Source organism: Curtobacterium sp. MCBD17_003 (assembly GCF_003234885.2).
In the GTDB taxonomy this organism is placed as follows: Bacteria; Actinomycetota; Actinomycetes; order Actinomycetales; family Microbacteriaceae; genus Curtobacterium.
Genome location: NZ_CP126275.1, coordinates 29,699 through 55,103 on the forward strand (window position 1 = coordinate 29,699; position 25,405 = coordinate 55,103).

Genomic DNA, 25,405 nt, shown 5'->3' on the forward strand with positions numbered 1-25,405 from the left:
CGACGCCTCCGCGTCCGAGATCCCCGTGCTGCGCACCGCGCCGCGGGGAGGGTCCTCCGCGGGCCGCACCCCACGCCCGGCGACCGGACGGGAGGACCGGCACCGGTCCTCCAGACAGGATCCGGCGCAGCGCCGGTGACGCACTGAAACCACGTCCGCTTCCCTGGCGGACGAGCACCCAACGCAGCACCCCCGGCGACCCGTCCACGGGCACCGGAACGACGAGGAGGTCGAAATGGCAACGGGAACGGGAGCCTTCACGAGGCGGGGATTCCTGACCGCGGGCATCGCCGCGGCAGGAACGGTCGCACTCGCGGGCTGCAGCAGCCCCGTGTCGGCAGGACTGGTGGGCAGTCAGCTCAACCCCGAGCAGCTCATCTTCTGGAACCTGTTCGGTGGTGGGGACGGCAACCGCATGCAGCAGATGGAGGCCGGCTACCGCAAGGGACACGGCGGATCGGGATCCCTGCAGGCGACGACGTTCGCCTGGGGCAACCCCTACTACTCCAAGCTGACACTGGCCACCGTCGGGAACAAGCCGCCGGACGTCGCGGTCTCCCACCTGACGCGGGCGAAGCCGCTCTACGACGGTGGGATCCTCGAGCCGATCACCGAGGACGACCTCGCGCTCGTCGGACTCAAGGCGAGCGACTTCAACGCCAAGTCGTGGGCGGCGCAGAAGACCGACGGGAACAACATCGCCATCCCGCTCGACACCCACCCGATCGTCATGTTCTACAACGAGGACGTGTGCCGGAAGGCCGGGCTGATCGGCAGCGACGGCAAGCTCAAGGACCTCACGGGCCTCGACACGTTCGAGTCGGCGCTCGCCGCGGTGAGCAAGGTCACGGGTGGCAACGCGATCACGGTCGCGAACGTCAGCGAGACTGCGACCCCCTGGCGCGTGTTCTGGACGTTCTACAACCAGATCAACGGCGTCACGCCCTTCCTCTCCGACAACGGGGCCAAGCTGTCCGTCGACGAGGACGCCTTCAACAAGGTGAACGAGCGGATGCAGACCTGGGTGAAGAACGGCTGGCTCAACAAGGGCCTCGACTACGCCGGCGCGCAGACGCAGATGTTCACGGGCAAGGCGGGCTTCTACCTCGAGGGCGAGTGGGAGATCAGCACGGCCCAGTCGATCAAGGGCCTGAAGTTCGGCATGGTGCCGATCCCGCAGATCTTCGACAAGCCGGCCGCGCAGGCCGACTCGCACACGTTCGTCCTGCCGAAGAAGGCGCGGACCCTCGACCAGCGCAAGCAGCACATGGGGTTCATCAAGACCATGCTCGAGCAGAGCATGACCTGGGCGCAGGGCGGTCACGTGCCGGCGTACCAGCCGACCGCGACGAGTGCGGCGTACCACAAGCTCGAGCCGCAGGCCGACTACGCCTCGGCCGCCAAGGTCGCCGTGTACGACAACCCCGCCTGGTACGGCGGGTCCGGTTCCACCTTCGAGGCCACGGTGGGCGCCCAGCTCGCGCTCGTGCAGCAGGGTTCGACGTCGCCGCAGGGCGCCATGTCGGCCATCAAGCAGCAGCTCGCCGTCTACCTCAGCACCCCCAGCCCACTGTGACCCCCTCACCCCAGAACCCCGGAGGTACGACGACGTGACCGCCACCGCACCCGTAGCGAACCGTCCCACGCTCACGACCCACGTCCCGAAGTCGCGGCCGCGGCGCGCGGCGCTCGATCGACAGGACGGGCGCAAGGCCTGGTTGTTCCTGGCCCCGTTCGGGCTCTTCTACCTGGCGTTCCTGCTCGGACCGACCGTGTGGATGATCATCACGAGCTTCTTCAACACGTCGACCGTCCACACGGGCCTCGGTACCTTCGCCGGGTTCGCGAACTACGGCGAGATGCTGACCCGCGCCGACTTCTGGAGCGCGCTGTGGCACACGCTGCAGTTCACCATCTACACGACACCGCCGCTCGTCATCCTCGCGTTCGTGTTCGCGGTGCTGACGAACCGGATCCGTCGGGGACAGTGGTTCTTCCGCCTCGCGTTCTTCCTGCCCTACATCCTGCCGTCGGCGACGATCTCGCTGATCTGGGTGTTCATCTTCACGCCGGGCACCGGCCTCTGGGCGCTGGGCGAGAGCTGGCTCGGCATCACGCCGGGGGCGGGTGTCCTCGCGTCGCCGAAGACCGCCATGATCGGCATCGCGCTCGCCACCGTCTGGTGGACGCTCGGCTTCAACTTCGTGCTGTACCTGGCGGGCCTCCAGGAGATCCCGCGTGAGCTGTACGAGGCGGCCGCCGTCGACGGCGCGTCGAACTGGCAGCAGATCCGATCGATCACGCTGCCCCTGCTCGGCCGGACCACGACCCTCGTGATCCTGCTGCAGATCATCGCCAGCCTGAAGATCTTCGATCAGGTCTACCTGATGACGAGCGGTGGGCCGGGCATATCGACGCAGGTGGCCCTCGGGCTCATCACGAACACCGGCTTCACCGACAACCGCATCGGTGCGGCGTCGGCGGCGTCGGTCCTGCTGTTCATCGTCATCGTCGCCATCGCGGTCATCCGACAGGTGATCGACCGCTCCGCAGCTCGGAAGGAGGCCTGAGATGGCCACGACCACCACAGCGCCGACCAGGACCCGCAGCAAGTCCCCGGTCTCCGCGGCAGCACCGGCGCAGAACGCGACGCGCATCGGTGTCAGCGGCCGGACGTTCAACATCGTCGCCGGCATCGTCCTGACGGTCTTCGCGATCATCTGGCTCATCCCGAGCCTGTTCGCACTCAAGACGTCGCTGTCCGACAACGGCACCGCGGCACTCGGCGCCGGCGCGATCCTGTCGCACTGGAACCCGACACTGCACTCGTACGCGTCGCTGTTCCAGGCCGGCGACATCTGGAACTGGTACCTGGCGAGCGGCATCACCTCGGTGATCACCGCGATCCTCACCGTGCTGTTCGCGTCGATGGCGGCGTTCGCGCTGTCCCGGCTGAACTTCCCGGGTCAGAACCTCGCGTTCCTGCTCATCATCCTCGGCATCATGATCCCGGGGCAGGTGCTCATCGTCCCGATCTTCCAGGAGCTCGGCGCGGTCAGCCTGCTCAACACCTACTGGTCGGTGATCTTCCCGCAGGTCCCCGCGGTGATCGCGGTGTTCATCTTCAAGCAGTTCTTCGACGGCATCCCCCGGGAGCTCGAGGAGGCCGCGCGCATCGACGGCGCCGGGCTGTGGAAGGTGTACTGGTCGGTCATCATGCCGCTGTCCCGTCCGGTCATCGCCGCGGTCGTCATCCTGACCTTCGTCGGTGTCTGGAACAACCTGCTCCTGCCGCTGTTCGTGCTGTCGAACCCGAACCTCATGACGATCCCCGTCGGGCTCGCCACGGTCCAGGGCTCGTTCGGTCAGCGGTACGCGGACATCCAGGCGGGTGCGATCCTCGCGGCACTGCCGCTGATCATCCTGTACCTGATCTTCCAGCGGCAGATCGTCGAGGGTGTGACCGGCAGCGGCCTCAAGGGCTGACGCCACCCGCACCACCGGTCCTCGAGAGGCCCCGCTCCGGCGGGGCCTCTCGTCGTGCCCGGAGCAGCGGCCGGCGAGGGTCACCCGCGCTGGTCCCACCGGCCGGGAGGGACGGGTCATGCCGGTGCCGCGCCTCCCGACCGTCGGTCAGGAGGCCCGGCGCGACGCCAGCCAGTCCGTGAACTCGGTCGCGACGATCCGTGCGTCGTGGACGTCGGCGGCCTCGTCGGACGCGAGCCACCGGATCGGGGCCCGCATGACGTCGGGGGAGAGGACGGCGAGTGCCTCGGGCCGGGACGTGCCCTCGAGCATCCCGGTCGCCGTCGCACCGCCCGGGAGGAGGATGTTCGCTCGGACCGGGGTGCCGGCGAGGTCCGCGGCGATGATCCGGGCGAGGGCCTCGGCGCCCGCGCGGGAGGGTCCGTACGGGACGAAGCCGCGGCGGTTCATCGTGCCGTGGTTCATGCTGATCGTGACCACGCGGCCCGTGCCCGTCGCGAGCATCCGCGGCACGACCGCCCGAGCGACGAGGAAGTAACCCGTCAGGTTGGTGTCGACGACGTCGCGGAAGCCATCGGGGGAGACCTCCCAGAAGTCCTGCGGCGTCGTCATGAACGCGGGGTTCACGGTGCGCATGCCGATGCCCGCGTTGTTGACGAGCAGGTCGATGCCGTCCAGCGCCTGCCACGCGGTGGCTGTGCCCTGCTCCACGGACCGGTCGTCGCGGCTGTCCATGGCGATCCCGATCGTGTCGCCGCCGATCTCACGCGCGGCGGCGGTGACCCGGGCCTCCGAGCGGCCGGTGACGGCGACGCGGGCGCCCGCCTCGACGAGTCCCTCGGCCATCGCGCGGCCGAGGCCCGACGTGCCGCCGGTGACGAGTGCGCGGACGGTGTGCAGGTCTTCCATGGCGGCCTCCCGGAGGTGTGGTGCGGTGCTCCCTCGATACGCCGTGGGGATGGCAGCGGACCGGGTGCCGGGGGTGGTGCGGCGGGTCAGATGATCGTGATCGGGGTGCCGAGCGGCAGGAGCTTCGTGAGCGCCGTGATGTCCGCGTTCTGCATGCGGATGCACCCGTGGCTGGCGTCCTTGCCGATGCTCGACGCGTCGTCCGTGCCGTGCAGGCCGATCTGCCCCGGACCGCCCCCGAAGCTCGTGAGCACGTCGGAGAACGCGGAGAGCCCGTACGCGTAGGGCCCGTACCCGGCGTTCGTCGGCTTGAGGAGCTCCGTCAGGTAGAACGACCCGTGCGGGGTGGGGGTCCCGCCGGTGCCGGACGCGACCGGGTAGGTGGCGACGGGCCTCCCGGCGCGGTAGACGGTGAGGGTGTTCGTCTCGGTGACCGCGACGAGGTGGTAGGCGACGGTGCTCAGCGCGACGTCACTCGCGCGGACCCACCCGGTACGGCCGTTCGGACGCGTCGGGACGTCGACCTCGACCCACCCGGACTGCTGCGCGACGACGAGGAACACGAGTGGGGCGCCGTTCGACTGCGGGTTGGGGAGGGTCGTCGTGACCGCGCCGGCGGCGGCGGCGTGGACGGCGACGCTGGCGACCTCCGCCGTCGCGACGGTCGCCGATGCCGCGATCGGCGGGGTGCTCGGTGCCGTGGCATCCGCGCTGGGGCTCGGCGAGGTGGTCGGACGCTGACCGAGCGCGCCGCCGACGTGGACGGTCGGCGTCGGTGTCGGGGTGTGACCGGCACGCGCGTGGTGCGGGTGGGCACCGGAGCAGCCGGCGAGGAGGAGCGTTGCCGTGACCGCGGCGACGGTCACGGGAGCGAGACGGCGGAGCACGGCGGGCCTTCCGGGGACGAGGTGGTGCCGGACAGCGCTGATCCGCCGGACGACGGGCGTCCGGCGGATCGGCGTGTGCGCGGTGGGGGTCAGCCGGTGAAGGTCGCCGTGGTGGTGACCGGCGTCGCGACCGGGGCGGGCGGGGTGGTCGGCGTCGTCACGGCCGGGTCTGCCGTGACGTCGAGCACGAACCCGACGAAGATGCCCGAGTTCTCGCCGAAGAGGGTGAGCGCGTAGGTGCCGGCGGTCGCGTCGGGGTCGGTGACCGTGCCGACGACGCTGCCGTCCGCGCCCGCGGTGAGGGTGACACCGGTGTCCGTGGCCGTGCCGTCCTCGGCGACGAGCGCGACGCTGACGGGCTCACCGGGCAGGAACCCGTTCGGCTGGGAGACCGCGACGCCGGTGGTGGCGAAGTCGCTCACCGACAGGGTCGCGGGCGTGATCGTGCCGGCGTCGGAGGGCCGCGGCGTGAAGTAGTCGTTCTGCCCGTCGAAGGCGATGCCCGTGACGGTGGCCGGACCGGTGGCGTCGGAGACGCCGTACTCGCGGATCGTGGCGTCCGGGCTCGTCGCGGCGAACTGCGCCTGGAACTGCGCGAGCGTGGCCGGGGTACCGGCGGGGATGGTCCCGACCGGGGTGAACGAGGTGTACTCGCCGTCGATGCCCTCGTCGCCGCCCGTGACCGCGACGAGCGCTGCGTAGTTCTGGTCGGCGATCTCGCCGTCGCCGTCGAGGTCCACCACGAGGGTGAAGTCGGCGTCGTCGCTGCTCACGAGGTCGGCGGTGCCGAGGTCGGTGTCGGTCGAGCTGGTGATCGACGTGAGGTCGCTCGCCGGGTGGCCGTCCGTCGAGTGCAGGAGCACGCCCGGTCCGGAGAACGTCAGGCCGGACGGGCCGAACGTCGGCGTCGTGAACCCCGTCGCGGTGCCGGTGTACCAGGTGCCGGTCGGCGGCTCGCCGGTGCCGCTGTAGGTCTGGAGGTCGGCGCTCGTGATCCAGGTCAACGACTGGGTCGAGGCGTCGAGCAGGCGGGGGCTGACGCCGGCGGTGGTGGCGGCATCGGCGGTGGCGGTGCCGGTGAGCACGGCGGCGCCGGCGACGGCGGTGGCAGCGACCGCTGCGAGGACGGGGAGACGCTTCACGGGTGGTTCCGTTTCGGGACGGGCGGATCGGATCCGCGGTTTCGGTGGTGGTGCGTCGTGGGCCGACGCGCCGGTGCCGCCAGGTCTCGGGCCGACGCGGCGGCGGAACCGAAAAGCCCTCAGAACCTCCGGATCTGTGAGGACCCTATCCCCAACGGGACCGCAGCGGTACTCCCGATCGGATGTCAGAACGGAGCGTCGCACACGACATGTCGCACGGTCGGCCGGGTCCGGGTCCGGGTCCGGGCCGGTGCCCAGGCGCTGGGCCGTTCCGGCGGTCGGACCGGGTGGTGGCCGGGAACGTTGTCATCCCCAACAGAGGCAGAAGGGGTGGCCCGACGGGTCCGCGTAGACCTGGAACCCCTGCGGCGCCGTCGGGTCGTCCGCCGCCTTGAGGAGCCGTGCTCCGACGGCGACGGCCTCCTCATGCGCAGGACCGATGTCCTCGACGTACAGGTCGAGGTGGATCTGCTGCGGTTCGCCGTCCGGCCAGTCCGGCCGCGTGTGGTCCGGCGCGAGCTGGAACCCCATCCGCGGCTGGCCGTCGACGTACAGGCTGTGCCAGTCGTCCTCGGCCTCCACCCGTCCGCCGAGCAGCCGCGCCCAGAACCCGCTCTCGGCCGCGAGGTCCGCCGTGTCGAGGACGACGATCTGCCGTGTGATCTCCATTCGCGGCATGCTGCCACTCGCAATCGGAGCGGAGAAGACCCCGATGAGCTTGTTGAATCGATAAAGCAGCGCTACAGTTCCAGGAGTCGGGGCGGTTAATCGATAAAGCAGCCCGACCAGCAGCCGTGCGAGGAGGCACTGATGGCGAAGTCCGTGACGCTCAAGGACGTCGCGCAGCGCGTCGGCGTGACCGCTGCCGCCGCCTCGATGGCGCTGTCCGGTCACGAGCGCATCAGCGCCGCCACCCGGGACGCCGTGCGTCGCGCCGCTGACGAGCTGGGGTACGTGCCGAGTTCCGCCGGGCGCGCGCTCCGGAACCAGCGGGCCGGCGCCGTGGCCCTCGTCGTCCCGAACAGCTCGCACCACGTGTTCGGGCACATGTACTTCATGCACGTGCTCACCGGCATGTCCCGGGCTGCCAGCGCGCACGACGCGCAGGTGATCGTCTCGACCAACGCGGACGAGGAGGGTGGCGTGGCCGCCTACGAGCGCGTCATGCGCTCGCGGAGCGCCGACGGCGTGATCGTCACCAGCGCGGCCATCGACGACCGGAACATGGAGCGGCTCGTCGCGTCGGGCCTCCCGGTCGTGCTCATCGGCAACGCGCCGTCCCTGCCCGATGCGGCCAGCGTCGGGATCGACGACGTCGCTGCGACGCGGCGGATCACCGAGCACCTCATCGACGCACACGGGCGCCGCCGGCTCGTCCACGTCACGGGCACACTCGACCACCAGACCGGACTCGACCGACGCGAGGGGTTCCTCGCCGCCGTCCGCGACCACGGCGTCGACGCGCTCGTGGTCGAGGGGGACCTCGGCGAGGAGTCCGGTGCCGACGCGATCCGGGCCCTGCTCGACGCGGGCACGGAGTTCGACGGCGTCGTCTTCGCGAACGACGACATGGCGACCGGCGGCATGCGGGTGCTCCGCGCGGCCGGCGTGGACGTGCCGGGAGCCGTGTCCGTGGTCGGGTTCGACGACTTCGGTCTCGCCCGTGTCACCACGCCCGCGATCACGACCGTCCGGGTCCCCGCCGAGGAGATGGCCCGCCTGGCCACGGAGCGGCTGTTCGACCTCGTCGACGGCACGAGCGACGGTCCGACCCACCGCGAACTCCCGGTGTCGATCGTGGTCCGCGAGTCGTGCGGCTGCGGCCCGGAGCACCGCGCCGAGGACTGAACCGCCCGACCACCGGCACGTCGCCGGCCCCCGTCCCCCTCAGACCCGTTCCCCTGCCCACCATCACATCCCACCTCCGTGCCGTCCCCTCCCGAGGACGGTCCACAACGCAAAGGAGCGTTCCATGAAGAAGCGCAACACGGCCCTCGCCGTCGCCGCCGGAGCCGCCGCTGTGGCCCTGGCCCTGTCCGGCTGTTCGACGTCGTCATCGTCGTCGGCGAGCGGACCGGTCACCCTCAAGGTCTGGACCGGGTTCACCGGTGGAGACCGCCCCGGGTACGCGCAGATCGTCAAGGACTTCGAGGCGTCCCACCCGGACATCAAGGTCCAGATGACCGTGCAGCCCTGGGACACCATCCAGCAGAAGCTCCCGTCGGCATGGCTGACCGGGCAGGGTCCGGACATCGCCGCGGTGTCGAGCGACCCGAACGCGGTCGCGCAGTACGTCAAGACGAACTCGGTGCTCGCCCTGACGGACACCGGCAGTGGCAAGGACCAGATCAACACGTCGAAGCTCGCGCCCGGCACCGTCAAGGAGTTCACGTACAAGGGCAAGCTCTACGGGATCCCCGCGAACTTCGCGACGCTGAGCCTGTACTACAACAAGAAGCTGTTCCAGCAGGCCGGCATCACGAACCCGCCGAAGACCATCGACGAGCTCGCGCAGGACGCGAAGAAGCTGACGACCGGTGGCCACTACGGCATCTCGCTCGCGGACAACCAGACGATCCAGATGTGGCCCGTCCTGCAGTGGCTCGAGGGCGGCGACATCGTCAACGGCAAGGGCTGCTCGGTGCTGCAGACGAGCGCCGGCCAGAAGAGCCTGTCCACGTGGGCCGACCTCGTGGCGAAGGACAAGGTGAGCCCGGTGGGGCAGACCGGTGCCGAGGCCGACTCCCTGTTCTCCGCGGGCAAGGCCGCCATGGAGATCAACGGGCCGTGGGCCGCGCCGGGTTACAAGAGCGCGGGCGTCGACCTCGGGATCGCGACCATCCCGACCGGGGTCGACGGCACGTCCGTCACGCTCGGGTCGACCGCGCCGCTGTCGGTGTCGGCCAAGACGAAGTACCCGAAGCAGGCGCAGGAGTTCCTCGCCTACTGGACGAGCAAGTCGACGCAGGAGAAGTTCTCGCTGAAGACCGGGTTCCCGCCGCTGCGCACCGACATGACCGACGACGCCAAGCTCACGGCCGACCCGACGGTGTCGGTGTTCGCGTCGCAGGTCGGCAACGCCCGCCTGTACCTGCCGCACGTCCCCCAGGCGACCAAGGTCGACTCGGACGGCTACGTGCCGCTCATCGGCAAGATCACGCGCGGGACCTCGGTCGCGAGCGCGACCAAGGACGCCGCGCAGACGATCGACGGCCTCACGGGCTGCTCGCAGTGACCAGCCACACCTCGGAGCGGGTCCCGTCGCGCAGCACGCGCGACGGGGCCGGCACCACCCCAGGGTCGCGTTGCGGTGGGGAGGGCCGGCGCGCGACCGCTCGTCGGTTCCGGTTCCAGCCGGCCTGGCTCTTCATGGCGCCGAGCCTGCTGATCCTGGGCGTGTTCGTGATCTTCCCGATCTTCCGGTCGCTGTACTACAGCTTCTTCGACTGGACCGTCGGGGCGAGCACGGAGCCGTTCGTCGGGTTCGGCAACTACCTCAAGCTGTTCCACGACCACCAGTTCTGGAACGCGCTCGGCGTGACGCTCGAGTTCACGATCGTGTCCGTCGTACTCCTGCTCGTGTTCGGGTTCCTGTCGGCCCTGGCGCTCCAGGGCGAGGGAATCGCGACGCGCATCGTCCGGTCGATCTTCTTCTTCCCGACGATCGTCTCGCTCGTCACGATCGGCCTGGTCTGGAAGTTCCTGCTCGACCCGGACATCGGGCTCGTCGGCGGCCTCACCGCGGCGCTCGGTCTGCCCTCGATCGGGTGGCTCCAGTCGACGACCCTCGCCCTGCCGACGGTGATCTTCGTGTCGGTCTGGAAGAGCGTCGGCTTCGCCATGATCCTGTTCGTCGCGGGCCTCAAGGGCGTCCCCGGCGAGCGGTACGAGGCGGCCCAGCTCGACGGCGCCGGCCGGTGGGCCACGGTGTGGTCGATCACGATCCCGAGCATCCGGCCCACGCTGCTGTTCACCTCGATGATCCTGACCATCCAGTCGTTCCAGGTCTTCGACCTCGTCTACGTCATGACCGGCGGCGGCCCGGTGTTCCACACCGACTCGCTGGTCAACCTGCTCTACCGCGACGGGTTCGTCGACTACCAGACCGGGTACGCGTCCGCGATCTCGTGGGTGCTGTTCGCGATCATCATGCTCATCTCGCTCGTCCAGCTCAGATTGTTCAGGTACAACGATGTCGACTGACACCTCCGTGGCGGACGTGCCCCGGACCTCCCGTTCGTCACGCGGCGGCGGCGACCGCGGCGACCGGTCCACGCCCACGCAGCGCAGGCAGCACGGGCCGCGGCCCGCCGTGCGCACGGTGGACGTGCTCAAGTGGGTCTACCTCGGCGTCGGGGTCGTGTTCGCGCTCGTGCCCTTCATCTGGATGGTCTCCGGGTCGTTCCGGAGCGAGAGCGACCTGTTCCACAACCCCGCGAGCCTGTTCCCGACGAGCGTCACCATGCACGGGTACGTCGGCGTCTGGCAGCAGCTGTCGTTCGTCCGGCTGCTCGTCAACACGTTCGTGTTCGCGGGCGTGACGACGGCGCTGACCCTGCTGTTCGACTCGATGTGCGCCTACGCCCTGGCGCGGATGCGGTTCGTCGGTCGGAACGTCGCGTTCGTCATCGTCATCGCGACCCTCATGGTGCCGTTCCAGGTGACCCTGATCCCCGTGTTCGTCGAGCTGTTCCACTTCGGCTGGCTGAACACCTACCAGGGGCTCATCGTCCCGCGGGCGACGAGCGCGTTCGGCATCTTCCTGTTCCGGCAGTTCTTCGTCAGCATCCCGCCGGAGCTCGACGAGGCGGCGCGCATCGACGGCGCCGGGCACTGGCGGATCTACTGGCAGGTCGTGCTCCCGCTCGCCAAACCGGCGATCGCCACCGTCGCCGTGCTCAACGGCATGAACCTGTGGAACGACCTGCTCTGGCCGCTCGTCGTCACGACGTCGAACGACATGCTCACCCTGCCGGCCGGCCTGACGCTGTTCGGCGGCCAGCACGTGACCGACCACGCGATCCTGCTCGCCGGTGCGACCATCTCGCTGGTCCCGATCGCGATCGCGTTCTTCTTCGCACAGAAGTACTTCGTGGCCGGCGTCGCGACGAGTGGACTGAAGTGATGGGCGACTTCACCTGGGTCCTCGGGATCGAGGACACCTCGGTCCACCCGCCGACGCACTTCGCGATGGCGCCGCTCGACGAGTACGACCTGACGGAGCACACCGAGCACTGGCGCGCGGACCTCACCGCCGCGCGCGACCTCGGCGCGGGGGCGGTCCGGTACGGCGTGAACTGGCCGCTCGTGCACACCGCGCCGGACACCTACGACTGGAGCACCCTCGACGAGCGGCTCCGGTTCGCGGTCGAGGAGCTCGGGCTGACGGTGATCGCCGATCTCGTGCACTACGGCACGCCGACCTGGCTCGACGGCTCGTTCGCCGACCCGCGCTACCCCGACGTCGTCGCGGCGTTCGCGGGTGCGTTCGCGGCGCGCTACCGCGGGTTGGTCGACCACGTCACACCCTTGAACGAACCCGTCACGACGGCCTCGTTCTGCGGCCTCCGCGGCGTGTGGCCGCCGGCGCTGACCGGCTGGGACGGCTGGGTGCGCGTGACGCTCGCGCTGGCCGAGGGGATCACCCGGTCCGTCGCGGCGATCCGGGCGGCCAACCCGGCCGCGGTCATCGTGCACGTCGAGGCGTCGTCCCTGTTCGCCACGGATGACCCCGCACTCGCGGGCGAGGCCGAGCACCTGACCGCGATCGGCACCGTGCCGACGGATCTGGTGCTCGGGCTGGTCGGCGTGCAGCACCCCATGCACGGGTGGCTGCTCGAGCACGGCGCCGCACCCGAGCAGCTCGCGCGTCTCCGGGCCGACCCGGCGCGCATCGACGTGCTCGGCGTCAACTACTACCCCGACCTGTCCCCGCGGACCCTCGTCGCCGACGGCACCGACGTGGTGCAGATCGCGACGGACCGCTGGACCGACGGACTCGTCACGAGCCTGCGGCGGTTCGAGGCGCGCTACGGCCTGCCCATGATGGTCACGGAGACGAGCATCGAGGGCACGGACGAGGTCCGGACGGCCTGGGTGCGCGACTCGGTCCACGCGGTCCAGGAACTCGTGGCGGGCGGCATGGACCTGCGCGGGTACACCTGGTGGCCCCTGTTCGACTTCGTCGACTGGTCGTACGCGTCCGGCGGTCGGAACGTCGAGGAGTTCGCGGTGCCCGACGAGGTCGTGGCCGCCCGGGTCGTCGGCGGGCGCAAGACCCCGTCGCTGCGCCGCATGGGGCTGGTCCGGCTCGAGGAGCAGGCGGACGGCTCCCTGCAGCGCGTCCCGACCGGAGCGGCAGCGGCGTTCGGGACCGAGACCGGCGCGCCGGCCAACCGTCTGTACAACGTTGTAACGGCTGCGGCAGACTGGACGCCATGACGACGCTGCGCGGCGAGGAAGCCGCTCCCCGGACCCTGTCCGTCCCCGAACCGGCGAGCCGCCAGGACGGGACCCACCCCCGGCCGCAACTCGTCCGTCCGGCCTGGGCCGACCTCGACGGGCCGTGGTCGTTCCGCCACGACGACGGCGACGAGGGCCTGGGCGCGGGCTGGTCGGCGGGCTTCCGGCCCGAGCACGGGGCGACGGACCGCACGATCACGGTGCCGTTCCCGCCCGAGTCGGTCGCGTCGGGCATCGACGAGCCGGGGTTCCACCCCGTGGTCTGGTACGCGCGCAGCATCTCGGCCGAGGACCTCGAGCGTGCCGGGCGCTCGGCCGACGCGTCCCGGGTGCTCCTGCACTTCGGTGCGGTCGACTACCGCGCGACGGTGTGGCTGGACGGGGTGCGCCTCGGCGAGCACGAGGGCGGGCACACGCCGTTCTCGTTCGACGTGACGCACGTGCTCGACGCCAGCACGGACGTCGACGCCGGCACCGACACCACGCACACCCTGGTCGTCCGCGCCGAGGACGACCCGCACGACGTCACGCAGCCCCGCGGCAAGCAGGACTGGCACGAGCACCCGCACGTGATCTGGTACCGCCGCACCACGGGGATCTGGCAGACCGTGTGGCTCGAGGCGGTGCCCCCGGTGTCGGTCGCGGCGCTCCGCTGGGAGACCGAGTTCCCCGGCTCGGTGGTCCGGGGCACGGTCCGGATCGCCGGTCGGGTGACCGCGGGCACGACACTGTCGGTGTCGCTCCGCCACGAGGACGGTGACGAGGACCTCGGCAGCGCCTCCGTCGTCGTGCCGGCGGGCGCCACGACCGTGGACGTGGTCGTCCCCGTCGCGCGGCAGACGAACGGCCAGGCGTACGACGAGATCGTGTGGACGCCGGAGACCCCGCGGCTCATCGACGCCACCGTCGTGCTCGGGCACCCCGACGGGTCCGAGGACGTCGTCGCGTCGTACCTCGGGTTCCGGTCGGTCGCGGTCGACCGGGGGGCGTTCCTGCTCAACGACCGGCCCTACGACGTCCGGAGCGTGCTCAACCAGGGCTACTGGCCGGACTCGAACCTCACCGCGCCGAGCCCGGCCGCGTTCCGTCGTGAGGTCGAGCTCATCAAGGAGCTCGGGTTCACCGCGACCCGGATCCACCAGAAGATCGAGGACCCGCGGTTCCTGTTCTGGGCGGACCGCCTCGGCCTCCTGGTCTGGGGCGAGGCGCCGGGTGCCTACGCGTTCACCCCGACGGCGGTGCAGCGGCTCATGCGGGAGTGGATGGACGCCGTGGAACGGGATGTGTCCCACCCGTGCATCGTGACCTGGGTGCCGGCGAACGAGAGCTGGGGCGTGCAGCACATCGCGCACGAACCGGCACAGCAGGCGTACGCCCGGGCGCTCGCCGACGTCACGCGGGCGCTCGACCCGTCACGGCCCGTGATCTCGAACGACGGCTGGGAGCACGCCGCGTCGGACATCCTCAGCGTGCACGACTACGAGGCCTCGGGCGAGGTCCTCGCCGCGACCTACGCCGACGACGCCGCCCGCACCCGCTTGCTCGCCGGGATGGGCCCGGCCGGCCGGCGGATCCTGGTCGGCGACGCCGAGGACCACGGCCAGCCGGTCATGCTCACGGAGTTCGGCGGGGTCAACTACCAGCCGGGTGCCGACCGCGACGACGCCTGGGGGTACTCCGTCGCGGTGGACGGCGACGACTACGTCGACCGGATCACCGCGCTGTACGACGGCATCCGCGCCAGTTCGTTCCTCGCCGGGTCCTGCTACACGCAGTTCACGGACACGCTGCAGGAGACGAACGGGCTGCTCACCGCCGAGCGCGAGCCGAAGGTGCCGATCGAGCGGATCCGCCGCGCCGTCGCCGGACGCGACTGATCGCGGCCGGGAGGGACGTGGCGGGTCCCGCCCCGTCCCTCCCGGCTCAACCGCGCAGCGTGGCGCGGGGATGCTCCCCGAACCGCGCGCGATACGCCCCCGCGAACCGTCCGAGGTGCGTGAAGCCCCACGCCTGCGCGACCCCGGCGACGGTCGTCCCCGGTACGCCCTGTTGCAACTCCGCGTGGACGCGGTCGAGGCGGGCCTGCCGCAGGTACCCGAGCGGTGTGGTGTCGAGCACGCGTCGGAAGCCCTCCTGCAACGCCCGCACGCTGAGGTGCGCCGCGGCCGCGATCTCGGTGGTGCCGATCGGCTCGTGCACATGGGCCTGCACGTACTCCACCGCGGCCCGGATCCGTGCGTTCCGCGGCAGGAGCACCGCGGACGGCAGGGCGTCGGCGAGGGGCGGGTAGAGCCCGAGGAACGCGATCGCCGTCATCCGCGTGAGTTCGTCCCACAGCAGGGGACTGACCGGGCCGGAGCGCATGGTGTTCGACACGAGTCCCACGGTGCCCTGCCAGCTGCGGACCGCGGCGTCGGTGGGGGCGGCCGTGTGGTCGAACCGCAGGTCCTCGCCGGCGAGGCCCTGCTCGCGGGCGATGCGGTCGACGTGGTCACGCCCCAGGTGCACGAGCTTCTGGTCGTAGTCCGTGAACCGGAACACGAAGGACCGGTGCGCCGGGAACAGCAGCGGCCGCCCGGGGACCATGCGCAGGTCGTCGTGGCCGAGGTCGACCGTCGACCGCCCTGCCGTCAGCCACTGCACGACGTAGTCGCCGCCCGGCGGGACGTCGCCCTGGATCTCGCCGTGCATGCGCGAGGTCCGGAGTGTCAGGTCCGTGTCGCCCATCGCGGCGTAGCGGTAGCGGTAGGGCGTCGCCCGCGTCGGTGCCGAGGACCAGGCCGCGCCGGCGTAGAGCCGGGGCAGGTCGTCCATGGCCTGGTCGGCGTCGAGGCCGTGGGCCTCGATTCGGATGGGAGTGGCCGCCGCACCGGTCGTGGTGTCCATCGCTCCCGTGGTGTCCTCGCCGCTCGCGGGCGTCCGTCGGTCCTCGACGCAGGGCGACGAGTCGGGGAGACCGCGCAGTGACGAGGATAGGCGGAAGGAGGAGGAAAAGCAAAGAAAATTGGACAATCCGACCGGGGTACCCCCGTCGTTCAGCGGTAGCCCGTGCCCCCGGATCAGCCCTGGGGCACGCCGAGTTCCAGCGCCCGCACGACCCGGTCGAGCAGGCCCACCAAGCGCTTGCGGTCCCGCGGGCCCAGCTCGTCGAGCACCACGCGCAACGCGTCCTGCGTCTCCCCGACCGCCTCCCGCATCGCGGTCTTCGTCGTGTCGGACAGGCAGATCAACTTGCTGCGGCGGTCCGTCGGATCGACGTCACGGAGCACGTGGCCGCGAGCCCCCAGGCGCTCGAGGATGACGCTCGTCGCGGCGCTCGTCATGCCGACGTGCTGCGTGAGGTCCTTGACGCGGACGGCACGACCGACCGCCTCGGCCCGCGCGATGAACTGGAGGACGACGAGGTCCGTGCCCCCGACACCGAGCCGCGCGCGGAGCCGTGAGCGGAGCGCCGCATCCGCCGCCTCCACGCGGGTCAACGCCGCCACGACGTCGATCGCCTCGTCGATGCGTTCGTCCTCACGACGCGTGCGGTCGTCGTCGGCGGTCGGCTCGGACACGATGCTCCCCGGGGTCGTTCGATCTGCGAACAGTTTGCCACCGCGACCGTCGATGCGCTCAGCTGTCCTCCACCACGCTCATGACGTTGCCCGACGGGTCCGTGAACCAGGCGATCAGCGGCCCGCCGTGGCGGTTCACCCCCGAATCGTCCGTCAGCCCCTCGTACTGCTCGAACACCACGCCCCGCTCCGTCAGGTCCGCGACCGTCGCGGGGACGTCCGGCACCGGGAAGTTGAGGACCGTGAACGACGCCGGCTCGTGCGCGTCGCCCTTCGGGTACACGAGCACGGGCGTCCCGCCGCCGACCTCGAGCATGAGCATGCCGTTCGCCTCGTGCACCGACAGTCCGAGCACGTCCTCGTAGAACGCCCGCGCCTCGGCGGTGTCCCGCACCGAGAACCCGCTGAACGCCCTCGTCGCATCGATCATGGCCGACAGTGTCCCTCCGACCGTGCCGGAGCACCAGACCCCGCGTCCTGGCATCCGGACCGTCGGGTGGGAGACTTGCGACATGCCGCCCACCCCCGCCGCCCTCGACGTCGCGGCCGCGGTGGAGCGGGCCCTCACGCTCGTCGCCGACCGTCCGCCCGCCGGGAGGGCCGTGCTCGGCATCGCGGGCAGCCCCGGCTCCGGCAAGTCCACCCTCGCGCGCCGTGTGGTCGCCGCCGTCACCGAGGCGCACGGGCCGGGCGTCGCCGTCCAGGTGCCCATGGACGGGTTCCACCTGGCGAACACCGCGCTCGCCGCCCTCGGACGGTCCGACCGGAAGGGCGCGATCGACACCTTCGACGCCGCCGGGTACGTCGCGCTCGTGCGCCGGCTCGTCGCCGCCGACGAGGACGTCACGTGGGCGCCCGACTTCGACCGGCGGGTCGACGAGCCCGTGGCGGGCAGCATCGCCGTGCCACGCGCCGTGCGACTCGTGGTCACCGAGGGCAACTACCTGCTCGACCGGGACGAGCCGTGGGCACTGCTGCCGGGCCTCCTGACCGAGACCTGGTTCTGCCGGACCGACGACGCCGTCCGGATCGACCGGCTCGTCGGACGCCACATGCGGCACGGCCGCGACCACGCGGCGGCCCGGGCCTGGGCGACCGAGGTCGACGGCGCGAACGCCCGGCGCATCGAACCGACGGCGGACCGCGCCGACCTGGTCGTCACCACCTGACCCCCACCACACTCGACCGGGAGGACCGGCACATGTCCGACACGACACCCAGCACGGCGGATCCCCAGCCCGTCATCGCCGTCACCGGGGCCACCGGGCACGTCGGCGGTGCCGTCGCGCGGGCGCTCGCCGCTGGCGGTCGACCGTTCCGCGCGGTCGTCCGCGACCCGGCCCGGGCACCCCGGCTCGCCGGAGCCGAGGTCGCCGTGGCCGCCTTCGCCGACGCGGACGCCGCTCGTGCCGCGCTCGCCGGTGTCGACGTCCTGCTCATGGTCTCGGCGGCCGAGGCGGAGGACCGCCTCGAGCAGCACCGCGCCTTCGTCCGCGCCGCTGCCGAGGCCGGGGTCCGCCACGTCGTGTACACGTCGTTCGTCGGCGCGGCGCCCGACGCCACCTTCACGCTCGGGCGCGACCACCACGCCACCGAGGAGGCGATCCGCGCGTCGGGCATGACGTGGACGTTCCTCCGCGACTCGTTCTACCTCGACTTCGTGGAGGAGCTCGTCGGCGAGGACGGCGTCATCCGCGGTCCGGCCGGGGACGGTGCGATGGCGGCGGTCGCCCGCGCGGACGTCGCGCGGGTCGCGACCACGGTCCTCCTGGACCCGGACCAGCACGCTGGAGCGACCTACGCGCTCACCGGGCCCGAGGCCGTCACCCTGGCCGAGGCGGCGGCGATCGTGTCGGACGTCCGCGGCCGCACGGTGACCTACCACCCCGAGACGCTCGACGAGGCGTACGCGTCACGGGCGCGCTGGGACCCCGCTCCGTGGCAGGCGGACGCCTGGGTGAGCACGTACACCGCGATCGCCGAGGGTGCGCTCGCGGCCGTCAGCGGTGACGTCGAGCGGGTGACCGGGCGGCGCCCGATGTCCCTGCGCGAGGTGCTCGCGGCGGGCTGATCGCCCGCACTCAAAAGAGGTGCTGCGCTCACCGGTGCCGTTCCATCACCCCGCTCATCAGGCATTTTCAACTGTCAACAGGGCGTGAGTAGCCGGTACTCGAAACCTACTTGAAGCCGTAGGCTCGGTCCGATGAGCGCGAACGACGTGGACCGTGCCCTCGCTGCTCCGCGCGACGAGGTCGGTCCCAAGCTGTGTGCCCTTCTCGAGGACCAGTGGTTCGACCGGAAGTCGATCCGGATCCAGGCGAAGGACCTCGCACAGCATCTCGTCGCGTTCGCGAACGCGGAAGGTGGCGTGATCGTGCTCGGTCTGAGCGACGGCCGGGTCGAGGGATTGAAAGCGAGTGCCGGGCGCCTCAACGACTTCCAGCAGACGGCGATCGACCACACCGTGCCACCCGTGCGGGCGCGCGTGGATCAGACACGTTGCGTGAATGACGCAGGCGAGATCGACACGTTGGTGGTCGTCCGCGTCGACCCTGGCGAAGTCGTTCACGAGATGAAGAACGGAGACTGCTACCTCCGCGTCGGAGACGAATCTCGGAAGCTCCGCCATGAACAGCGCCGCGAGCTCGAGTACGACAAGGGACAAGCGCAGTGGGACGGGCATCCGTTGCTCGGTCTTCGGCGGGACGACCTCAACCGCCAGCTCCTCGAACAGTTCCGCAGTGCCACGGGCGCTTCCGGCACGTTCGATCGTCTTCTGAAGGCGCGCAGCCTCGTGACGCGGCACGGCGAGTACACGAACGGTTGCTATCTGCTGTTCGGTGAGCACCCACAGGACGAGTTCCCTCAAGCGCACATTCGGGTGATCCGATACCTGCGTCCTGAGCGTGGCACGGGCGCTCGCCTGTCGGTTGACGACACCAACGACCTCAGGATCGAGGGACCGATCCCCATGCCATCACCAAGGCCGCTGAGGAGATCGAACGTCTCGTCCCGCGGAAGAGGTCGCTGCGCGCCTCCGGTCTGTTCGAGAGCGAGCCCATCGTCCCGAAGGATGCGTGGCTCGAAGGTGTCGTGAACGCGGTCATCCATCGCTCCTACAGTCTCGGCGGTGACCACATCCGGGTCGAGATCTTCACGGACCGGATCGAGATCGAGAGTCCGGGCCGCTTCCCCGGTCTCGCTGACCCGGCGCGGCCTCTTGACATCAGTCGCTTCGCCAGGAACCCGCGGATCGCAAGGGTCTGCGCCGACCTCCGGATCGGTCAGGAACTCGGCGAGGGAATCCGGCGCATGTTCGACGAGATGCGGCGGGTCGGCCTGACGGATCCCGTGTACGTGCAGAGCCAGGGAAGCGTGAAGCTGACACTCCTGGCCCTTCCACGTATCGACGAACGAACGTCGGCTCGACTGCCGGCTCGCTCGCAGGAAGTACTCGACGTCATGCGTGCCGCAGATCGAGACCTGGGAACGGGGGAGATCTCGCAGCTGGTCGGATTGAGTAGACCGGCGACGAAGGCGCGCCTCGATGCGCTCGCTTCCGAGGCGCTCATCGAGTGGATCGGCAAGTCGGAGCGAGATCCGCGAGCCGTGTGGCGGCTGCGGAACTGACCGACCTCGCTAGTCGACGTTCCGGGCCGCGATCGTCCCCGACACCCCGAGCACGAGCACCGCACCGACGACGACGAGCAGGGGCACGGTCCAGCCGCCCGAGGCCTCGTGGAGCGTCCCGGCGACGAGCGGACCCGCACTGCCGAGCAGGTACCCGCCGCCCTGCACCAGCGCGGACATGCGGCGCGCGTCGGCGTCGGTCGTCACGAGCCGCACGACGATGATGAACACGATCGTGATGCCGCCACCCTGGGCAGCGCCGCCGCAGATCGACCAGAGGAGCCACAGCTGCGGTGCGAGGAGCAGCCCGAGCGGCATCGCGAGCCAGAACAGACTGACGAGCACGATGATCGAGCGAGGCCGCCACCGGGACGCGAGCACGGGGACGCCGAGGGCCCCGACGACCGCGAGGATCTGGAAGACCGAGGAGCTCGCGCCCGCCGAGGCCGTGTCGAACCCGATCTCGTCGTGCAGGAGCGTCGGGATCCACGCGGTCAGGGCGTAGTACGAGAACGCCTGACCCGCGAACGCCAGGACGAGGCCCCACGTGACGAGCCGCCGCGCCGGGGCTGGTGCGGTGGCGTGCCGCTGGGTCTCCGGGACGAGGACCTGGTCGATCGGGCCGGTGACCGGGAGCGGCTCCGCGCTCGCGGTGATCGGACCTCGGAGTGCGGCGCGGACGCCGACCGCACGCGACCACGCGGCAGCCGCGATGAGCACGAACACGCCCCAGATCGCGATCGCGACGGGCCAGCCGACGACCGCGGCGAGGGGGGCCGTGCCGAGCGAGGTGATCATCGACCCGACGTTGAGCGCCGACGTGTAGACGCCGGTCACGATGCCGACGCGCTCGGGTGAGGAGTCGCGGCGGATGACGACGGGCACGACGACGTTCCCGATCGTGATCGCGATGCCGATGAGCGCCGTCCCGGCGACGAGGGCCCACGACGTGCCGGCGGAACGGAGGAGCGTGCCGGCGAGCACCCCGACGAGCGACGCCGTCACGGCACGCTCCGGGTCGAGCCGGGCGATCACCCACGACGCCAACGGGGTCGCGAGCGCGAAGCACAGCACCGGGATCGTCGTGAGGAGCCCGGCGACCGTCGGGGTCAGGCCGAGGTCGTGCCGGACGTCGCCGATGACCGGGGCGACCGCCACGACGGGACCGCGCAGGTTGAGTGCGATGAGCACGATCGCCGCGGGCAGGAGCCACGCGGCCCGCTCACGGACCCGCGCGCCGGTGCGGTCGGACATCACAGCAGGATGGGGAGCAGGTCGAGCGGCTCGGCGGCCCGGGCGATCGTGCCGGCGGCCTCGGCGGGGGAGCCGTACCCCCACTCGGCGAACACGACCGGGACGCCGTGGGCGGCGGCGCCCTCGACGTCGTGGTGCCGGTCGCCGACGAGGACCGGCCGCGACACGTCGACCCCGCGCGCGGCGAGCCGGCGCAGTGCCTCGGCGACGACGTCGGCCTTGGCGCTGCGGACCTCGTCGTCACTCGCGCCCGTCACGACGTCGAGGTACGGCAGGAGCCCGAAGTGCTCGAGGATGTAGGTCGCCGGGGTCTCGGGCTTGCTCGTCGCGGTCGAGGTCGGCACGCCGGCCTCGTGCACGCGCCGCAGGACCTCGGGCATCCCCGGGTACACCCGCGCGTCGAGGGTGCCGTGGGCGAGGTAGTGCTCCCGGTAGACCTGCAGCGTGTGCTGGACCTGGTCCTCGTCCATCCCCATGCTGCGGAACGAGTCGAGGATCGGCGGCCCCACGAAGCTGAGGAGCGTGGCGGGCGACGGCACCGGCACCCCGATGCGTTCGAACGTGTACGTGAGGCTCGACGTGATCCCGGGCGCCGAGTCGCAGATCGTGCCGTCGAGGTCGAACAGGATCGCGGAGAACGGGCTGGACATCGGTTCCAGCCTATGGGACGGGCGCTGCGTGGCCGTGGTGGGTGGGGCCTCCCGGCCGGGAGGCACGTCCCCACCCCGTCGCGTCGCTCGCCGAGCGCGCGTGGTTCAGAACAGGCGGGTGTGCCCGCCCTCGATGCCGCGCATGGCGTCGTAGTCGAGGACGAGGCAGCGGATCCCGCGGTCCTCGGCGAGGGTGCGGGCCTGCGGCGCGAACGTCTGCGCCGCCAGGACGCCCTGCACCGGGCGGAGGTGCGGGTCGCGGTTCATGAGCTCGAGGTACCGCGTGAGCTGCTCGACCGCGTCGATCGTGGCGTTGCGCTTCATCTCGACCGCGACGGCGGCACCGGCGTCGTCGCGGGCCAGGATGTCGACGGGGCCGATGGCCGTCATGTACTCGCGACGGACGAGCGTGTGGCCGTCGCCGAGGAGTTCGATCTGCTCGGCGAGGAGCTGCTGCAGGTGGGCCTCGACGCCGTCCTTGACGAGCCCCGGGTCGACGCCCATGTCGTGGGACTCGTCCGAGACGACCTCGTGGATGCTGACGACGAGGCGGTCCTGCGTCTTCTTCTGCGTGACCGTCCAGACCTCGGTGATGCCCGCGGCCGCCTGGTCCTCGTCGGGCTCGGCCGTGCTGATCGTGCAGGGCGGGCTCATCCAGTTGAGCGGCTTGTAGCTGCCGCCGTCGGAGTGGACGAGGAGCGAGCCGTCCGACTTGAGCATGAGGAGCCGGGTGGCCAGGGGGAGGTGGGCCGAGAGTCGTCCGGCGTAGTCGACGGAGCAGCGGGCGATGACGAGACGCACCCGACGAGCCTAGTCAGCGCCGGCCGACGTGTTCGTCCGTGTCGAACCGGTTCCTTCCGGTCGAACCGCCGGATGTGGGTGTTCCACCGGAAGGGCGCGGTTCGACCTGGGGGCGGGTGCGCTCGCGGGCGGCACCCGACGCGAGCCCCGCGAGGACGATGAACACGACCACGACGAGCAGGGCGTGCAGGAGCCCGAACTGCTTGCCGAGGAACCCGATCACGGGCGGGCCGGCCAGGAACGCGACGTAGCCGATCGTGGCGACGGCGCTCACGCGGATGGCCGCGTTCCGGGGGTCGTCGGCGGCGGCGGACATCCCCATCGGGAACCCGAGCGATGCCCCGATGCCCCAGAGCACCACGCCGACGATCGCCAGGGGCACCGACGGCACGAGGATGAGCACGAGCAGGCCGACGAGGGCGAGCGCCGCACTGCCGCGGAGCACCGGCACCCGGCCGAACCGGTCGATCACGAACACACCACCCGCGCGACCCACCGTCATCGCCGCGACGAACACCGACAGCACGGCACTGCCCTCCGCGTTGGTCAGCCCGTGGCCGTCCACCATCGCGAGGGGCAGCCAGTCGTTCGCGGCGCCCTCGGCCAGGGCCATCCCGAGCACGATGAGCCCGATGAGGATCGTGGCCGGTGACGCCCACACCTGCCAGCGGTTGAGGACGGCGACGGGCGAGGTGTCCGTCGACTCGGGGTGGGGCTCGGCACGCTCGTCGCGGAGTCGAGTGACGGCGACGACCATGCCGATGCTCGCGAGGACGCCGATGCTGCCGATGTGGATCCACACGGGGACGTCCGCGGCCTCGGCGGCGGAGCCGAGTGTCGCCCCGAGGAGGGTCCCGACGCTGAACGCGGCGTGGAACAGCGGCATGACGCTCCGCCCGCCGGCACGTTCGGCGCTGGCCCCGGAGACGTTCATCGACACGTCGCACAGACCGTTGCCGAAGCCGAACGCGGTGAGGCAGCCCCAGATCGCCCAGAACCCCCAGCCGGCCGAGACGGCGATCGACGCGCTCACCATGCCGACGACGAGCAGGACCGCGGCGACCTGGATCCCGCGTCGTGCCCCGAGCCGGGCGACGATGTGGCTCGCCGCGGACAGCCCCACGATGGAGCCGACCGACATGCCGAGCACGAGCAGCCCCATCTCGGACGTCGAGGCGTGCAGCGAGTCGCGGACGCTCGGCACCCGTCCGAGCCAGGTGGCCATGTCGAGGCCGGAGAGGGTGAACACGACGAACACGGCGTTGCGCCAGGTCCGCGTGCCCGGGGTCCGGGTGCTCGTCCGCGTGGTCACACGGCCTCCTCGTCGTCGATCCGGTGCGGGCGGTCATTCGTCGCTCGAATCGATTCGACCCAGGATCGGTCGTTACGCTACCGAGCCATGGACAACGCGGCAAGGGAGACCGGCGCGTCGGACGTGGGCACCGCCTCCAGGCCGCGTGGTGACGCCCGACGCCCGACGCTCGCCGCCGTCGCGCGCGCGGCGGGGGTGGCACCGTCGACCGCCTCGCTCGCGTTCAGCGGTGCCGGTCCGGTCGCCGCGGAGACGAAGGAGCGCGTGCTCGCCGTCGCGGCCGAGCTCGGGTACGACGGCCCGGACCCTCGCGCACGATCGCTCCGCCGCGGCCGGTCCGGGGTGGTCGGCGTCGTGCTCGACGACCGCCTCAGCGACGCCTTCCGCGACCCGGTGAACGTACAGACCCTCGACGGGATCGCCGAGGTCGCCGGTGCCGCGGGCGCCTCGTTGCTGCTCGTGCGGAGCCCGCTCGACGGCGCGGAGGGGTTCGGGCCGCTCGTCGACGCCCCCATGGACGCGGTCGTGCTCATCGGCTGCAACGTCCGGATCGACGCCGCCGTCGCGGTCCTCCGGCGGCGCGAGATCCCCGTCGTCGCGGTCGAGGCCGAGCACATCGCCGGTGCCGTGCCGATCATGCTCGACAACCGGGACGCGTCACGGCGGGGTGCGGAGTACCTCCGCGACCTCGGCCACACGGACGTCGCCGTCGTCGCGCTGCCGATCGACCCGGACCGCACCCGCGGGCCGCTCACGCCCGAGCTCGCCGGCCGGGCGACGTCGTTCATCGCCCTCGAGCGCCTCCGCGGCGTGCACGACGTGTTCCCCGACGCCGCCGCCGTCGTCGCGGGCGGCAGCGCGGTCGAGGAGGGCCGCCTCGCCGGGGCGACCCTGTTCGCGGGACCGTCCCGGCCGACCGCCGTCGTCGCACAGAGCGACCTGCTCGCCGTCGGGGTCATCGTCGCGGCGCTCGACGCGGGGCTCCGCGTGCCGCAGGACGTCAGCGTCGTCGGGTTCGACGGCATCCGGATCGACGACAGCCTGCTGCACCGCTCGCCCGTCCAGACCCTGACGACACTCGTGCAGCCCGCCGTGCAGAAGGGCCAGGCGGCGGCCCGGGCCGCGCTCGCGATGCTCGAGGGCGAGGAGCCCGAGCCCGCGGCCTTCCGGAGCGAGCTGCGCGTCGGGGACACCGTCGGGCCGCCGCCGGTGCACTGAACCGGGACCGGTCGGGCCGCCGCCGCCGCTGCGCTGAGTCGCGCCGCTGCGCTGAGCCGCGCCGCTCCGTGAGCCGCGCCGCGCCGCGCCGCGC

25 protein-coding genes are annotated in these 25,405 nt (G+C 71.3%); 14 read left to right on the forward strand and 11 right to left on the reverse strand.

The genetic code is table 11. The features are described 5' to 3' along the window. Positions 1-235: 235 nt before the first annotated feature. From DEI88_RS00150 to DEI88_RS00160, 3 genes are read left to right on the forward strand one after another with little or no spacing between them, the layout of a single operon-like run. On the forward strand, positions 236-1,576 hold the full coding sequence (locus DEI88_RS00150) for an extracellular solute-binding protein (protein WP_111010376.1): 1,341 nt from the start codon (positions 236-238) through the stop codon (positions 1,574-1,576). Positions 1,577-1,610: 34 nt separating this feature from the next. Then, entirely contained in the window at positions 1,611-2,570 is a 960-nt protein-coding gene (locus DEI88_RS00155; protein ID WP_111010375.1) for a carbohydrate ABC transporter permease, read from the forward strand. Between the two features lies 1 nt (position 2,571). Further along, positions 2,572-3,486 carry a carbohydrate ABC transporter permease gene (locus tag DEI88_RS00160; RefSeq protein WP_111010374.1) on the forward strand — a complete coding sequence of 305 codons (915 nt, stop codon included), beginning with the start codon at positions 2,572-2,574 and terminating at the stop codon, positions 3,484-3,486. 147 nt (positions 3,487-3,633) lie between these two features. Here the strand turns inward: DEI88_RS00160 and DEI88_RS00165 are convergent, their stop codons facing one another. The 4 genes from DEI88_RS00165 to DEI88_RS00180 form a co-directional block, all read right to left on the reverse strand. Then, the gene (locus DEI88_RS00165) at positions 3,634-4,395 is read right to left on the reverse strand and encodes an SDR family NAD(P)-dependent oxidoreductase (protein WP_111035744.1); all 762 of its coding nucleotides are present in this window, start codon (positions 4,393-4,395) and stop codon (positions 3,634-3,636) included. Positions 4,396-4,481: 86 nt separating this feature from the next. Then, the gene (locus DEI88_RS00170; RefSeq protein ID WP_258375038.1) at positions 4,482-5,282 is read right to left on the reverse strand and encodes a L,D-transpeptidase; all 801 of its coding nucleotides are present in this window, start codon (positions 5,280-5,282) and stop codon (positions 4,482-4,484) included. Positions 5,283-5,371: 89 nt separating this feature from the next. Next, positions 5,372-6,424 (reverse strand): hypothetical protein, encoded by a 1,053-nt coding sequence (locus DEI88_RS00175; protein ID WP_111071979.1) that lies wholly within the window; start codon positions 6,422-6,424, stop codon positions 5,372-5,374. 306 nt (positions 6,425-6,730) lie between these two features. Continuing rightward, entirely contained in the window at positions 6,731-7,093 is a 363-nt protein-coding gene (locus DEI88_RS00180) for a VOC family protein (RefSeq protein ID WP_111026542.1), read from the reverse strand. A 141-nt stretch (positions 7,094-7,234) separates the two neighbouring features. Here DEI88_RS00180 and DEI88_RS00185 point away from each other — a divergent pair, with 141 nt between their 5' ends. From DEI88_RS00185 to DEI88_RS00210, 6 genes are all read left to right on the forward strand, one after another. After that, positions 7,235-8,272 (forward strand): LacI family DNA-binding transcriptional regulator, encoded by a 1,038-nt coding sequence (locus tag DEI88_RS00185; RefSeq protein ID WP_111026543.1) that lies wholly within the window; start codon positions 7,235-7,237, stop codon positions 8,270-8,272. A gap of 124 nt (positions 8,273-8,396) precedes the next feature. Next, the gene (locus tag DEI88_RS00190; protein WP_111010369.1) at positions 8,397-9,659 is read left to right on the forward strand and encodes an ABC transporter substrate-binding protein; all 1,263 of its coding nucleotides are present in this window, start codon (positions 8,397-8,399) and stop codon (positions 9,657-9,659) included. A gap of 134 nt (positions 9,660-9,793) precedes the next feature. Continuing rightward, positions 9,794-10,627 (forward strand): carbohydrate ABC transporter permease, encoded by an 834-nt coding sequence (locus DEI88_RS00195; protein ID WP_111072043.1) that lies wholly within the window; start codon positions 9,794-9,796, stop codon positions 10,625-10,627. Continuing rightward, positions 10,617-11,549 (forward strand): carbohydrate ABC transporter permease, encoded by a 933-nt coding sequence (locus DEI88_RS00200; RefSeq protein ID WP_111071980.1) that lies wholly within the window; start codon positions 10,617-10,619, stop codon positions 11,547-11,549. Before DEI88_RS00195 ends, DEI88_RS00200 begins: the two co-directional genes overlap by 11 nt. Continuing rightward, the gene (locus DEI88_RS00205) at positions 11,549-12,865 is read left to right on the forward strand and encodes a glycoside hydrolase family 1 protein (protein ID WP_111071981.1); all 1,317 of its coding nucleotides are present in this window, start codon (positions 11,549-11,551) and stop codon (positions 12,863-12,865) included. The genes DEI88_RS00200 and DEI88_RS00205 overlap by 1 nt, the downstream gene beginning before the upstream one ends. After that, a complete protein-coding gene (locus DEI88_RS00210) occupies positions 12,862-14,763 on the forward strand; it encodes a glycoside hydrolase family 2 TIM barrel-domain containing protein (protein WP_111035738.1) in 1,902 nt (633 codons plus the stop codon). The genes DEI88_RS00205 and DEI88_RS00210 overlap by 4 nt, the downstream gene beginning before the upstream one ends. Positions 14,764-14,809: 46 nt before the next feature. Here the strand turns inward: DEI88_RS00210 and DEI88_RS00215 are convergent, their stop codons facing one another. From DEI88_RS00215 to DEI88_RS00225, 3 genes are all read right to left on the reverse strand, one after another. Then, positions 14,810-15,772 carry a helix-turn-helix transcriptional regulator gene (locus DEI88_RS00215; RefSeq protein ID WP_111035737.1) on the reverse strand — a complete coding sequence of 321 codons (963 nt, stop codon included), beginning with the start codon at positions 15,770-15,772 and terminating at the stop codon, positions 14,810-14,812. Positions 15,773-15,945: 173 nt separating this feature from the next. Beyond that, positions 15,946-16,446: a MarR family winged helix-turn-helix transcriptional regulator gene (locus DEI88_RS00220; RefSeq protein WP_181435080.1), complete on the reverse strand. Its 501-nt coding sequence runs from the start codon at positions 16,444-16,446 to the stop codon at positions 15,946-15,948. A gap of 58 nt (positions 16,447-16,504) precedes the next feature. Next, positions 16,505-16,876 carry a VOC family protein gene (locus tag DEI88_RS00225; RefSeq protein WP_111010363.1) on the reverse strand — a complete coding sequence of 124 codons (372 nt, stop codon included), beginning with the start codon at positions 16,874-16,876 and terminating at the stop codon, positions 16,505-16,507. Positions 16,877-16,958: 82 nt separating this feature from the next. Between DEI88_RS00225 and DEI88_RS00230 the strand changes: the two genes are divergently transcribed. The 4 genes from DEI88_RS00230 to DEI88_RS00245 all read left to right on the forward strand — a co-directional run bounded on the left by DEI88_RS00230 (position 16,959) and on the right by DEI88_RS00245 (position 20,076). Then, positions 16,959-17,615: a nucleoside/nucleotide kinase family protein gene (locus DEI88_RS00230; RefSeq protein ID WP_111012363.1), complete on the forward strand. Its 657-nt coding sequence runs from the start codon at positions 16,959-16,961 to the stop codon at positions 17,613-17,615. Positions 17,616-17,647: 32 nt separating this feature from the next. After that, complete coding sequence (locus tag DEI88_RS00235; protein ID WP_111071982.1) at positions 17,648-18,517, forward strand: SDR family oxidoreductase; 870 nt, start codon at positions 17,648-17,650, stop codon at positions 18,515-18,517. Positions 18,518-18,649: 132 nt separating this feature from the next. Further along, positions 18,650-19,543 carry an AlbA family DNA-binding domain-containing protein gene (locus DEI88_RS00240; RefSeq protein WP_220038150.1) on the forward strand — a complete coding sequence of 298 codons (894 nt, stop codon included), beginning with the start codon at positions 18,650-18,652 and terminating at the stop codon, positions 19,541-19,543. Continuing rightward, positions 19,540-20,076, forward strand: a complete 537-nt coding sequence (locus DEI88_RS00245; protein ID WP_220038151.1) for an ATP-binding protein — start codon at positions 19,540-19,542, stop codon at positions 20,074-20,076. The genes DEI88_RS00240 and DEI88_RS00245 overlap by 4 nt, the downstream gene beginning before the upstream one ends. A 9-nt stretch (positions 20,077-20,085) precedes the next feature. Here the strand turns inward: DEI88_RS00245 and DEI88_RS00250 are convergent, their stop codons facing one another. From DEI88_RS00250 to DEI88_RS00265, 4 genes are all read right to left on the reverse strand, one after another. Then, on the reverse strand, positions 20,086-21,330 hold the full coding sequence (locus DEI88_RS00250; protein WP_111011956.1) for an MFS transporter: 1,245 nt from the start codon (positions 21,328-21,330) through the stop codon (positions 20,086-20,088). Further along, positions 21,330-21,980 carry an HAD hydrolase-like protein gene (locus DEI88_RS00255; protein WP_111011957.1) on the reverse strand — a complete coding sequence of 217 codons (651 nt, stop codon included), beginning with the start codon at positions 21,978-21,980 and terminating at the stop codon, positions 21,330-21,332. Before DEI88_RS00255 ends, DEI88_RS00250 begins: the two co-directional genes overlap by 1 nt. Positions 21,981-22,085: 105 nt before the next feature. Then, positions 22,086-22,781 (reverse strand): endonuclease NucS, encoded by a 696-nt coding sequence (gene nucS / locus DEI88_RS00260; protein ID WP_111071983.1) that lies wholly within the window; start codon positions 22,779-22,781, stop codon positions 22,086-22,088. Positions 22,782-22,794: 13 nt separating this feature from the next. Beyond that, the gene (locus tag DEI88_RS00265) at positions 22,795-24,093 is read right to left on the reverse strand and encodes an MFS transporter (protein WP_258375039.1); all 1,299 of its coding nucleotides are present in this window, start codon (positions 24,091-24,093) and stop codon (positions 22,795-22,797) included. A gap of 87 nt (positions 24,094-24,180) precedes the next feature. On the opposite strand from DEI88_RS00265, the gene DEI88_RS00270 reads away from it, so the two are divergent. Further along, positions 24,181-25,311 (forward strand): LacI family DNA-binding transcriptional regulator, encoded by a 1,131-nt coding sequence (locus DEI88_RS00270; protein WP_111071984.1) that lies wholly within the window; start codon positions 24,181-24,183, stop codon positions 25,309-25,311. Positions 25,312-25,405: the final 94 nt, after the last annotated feature.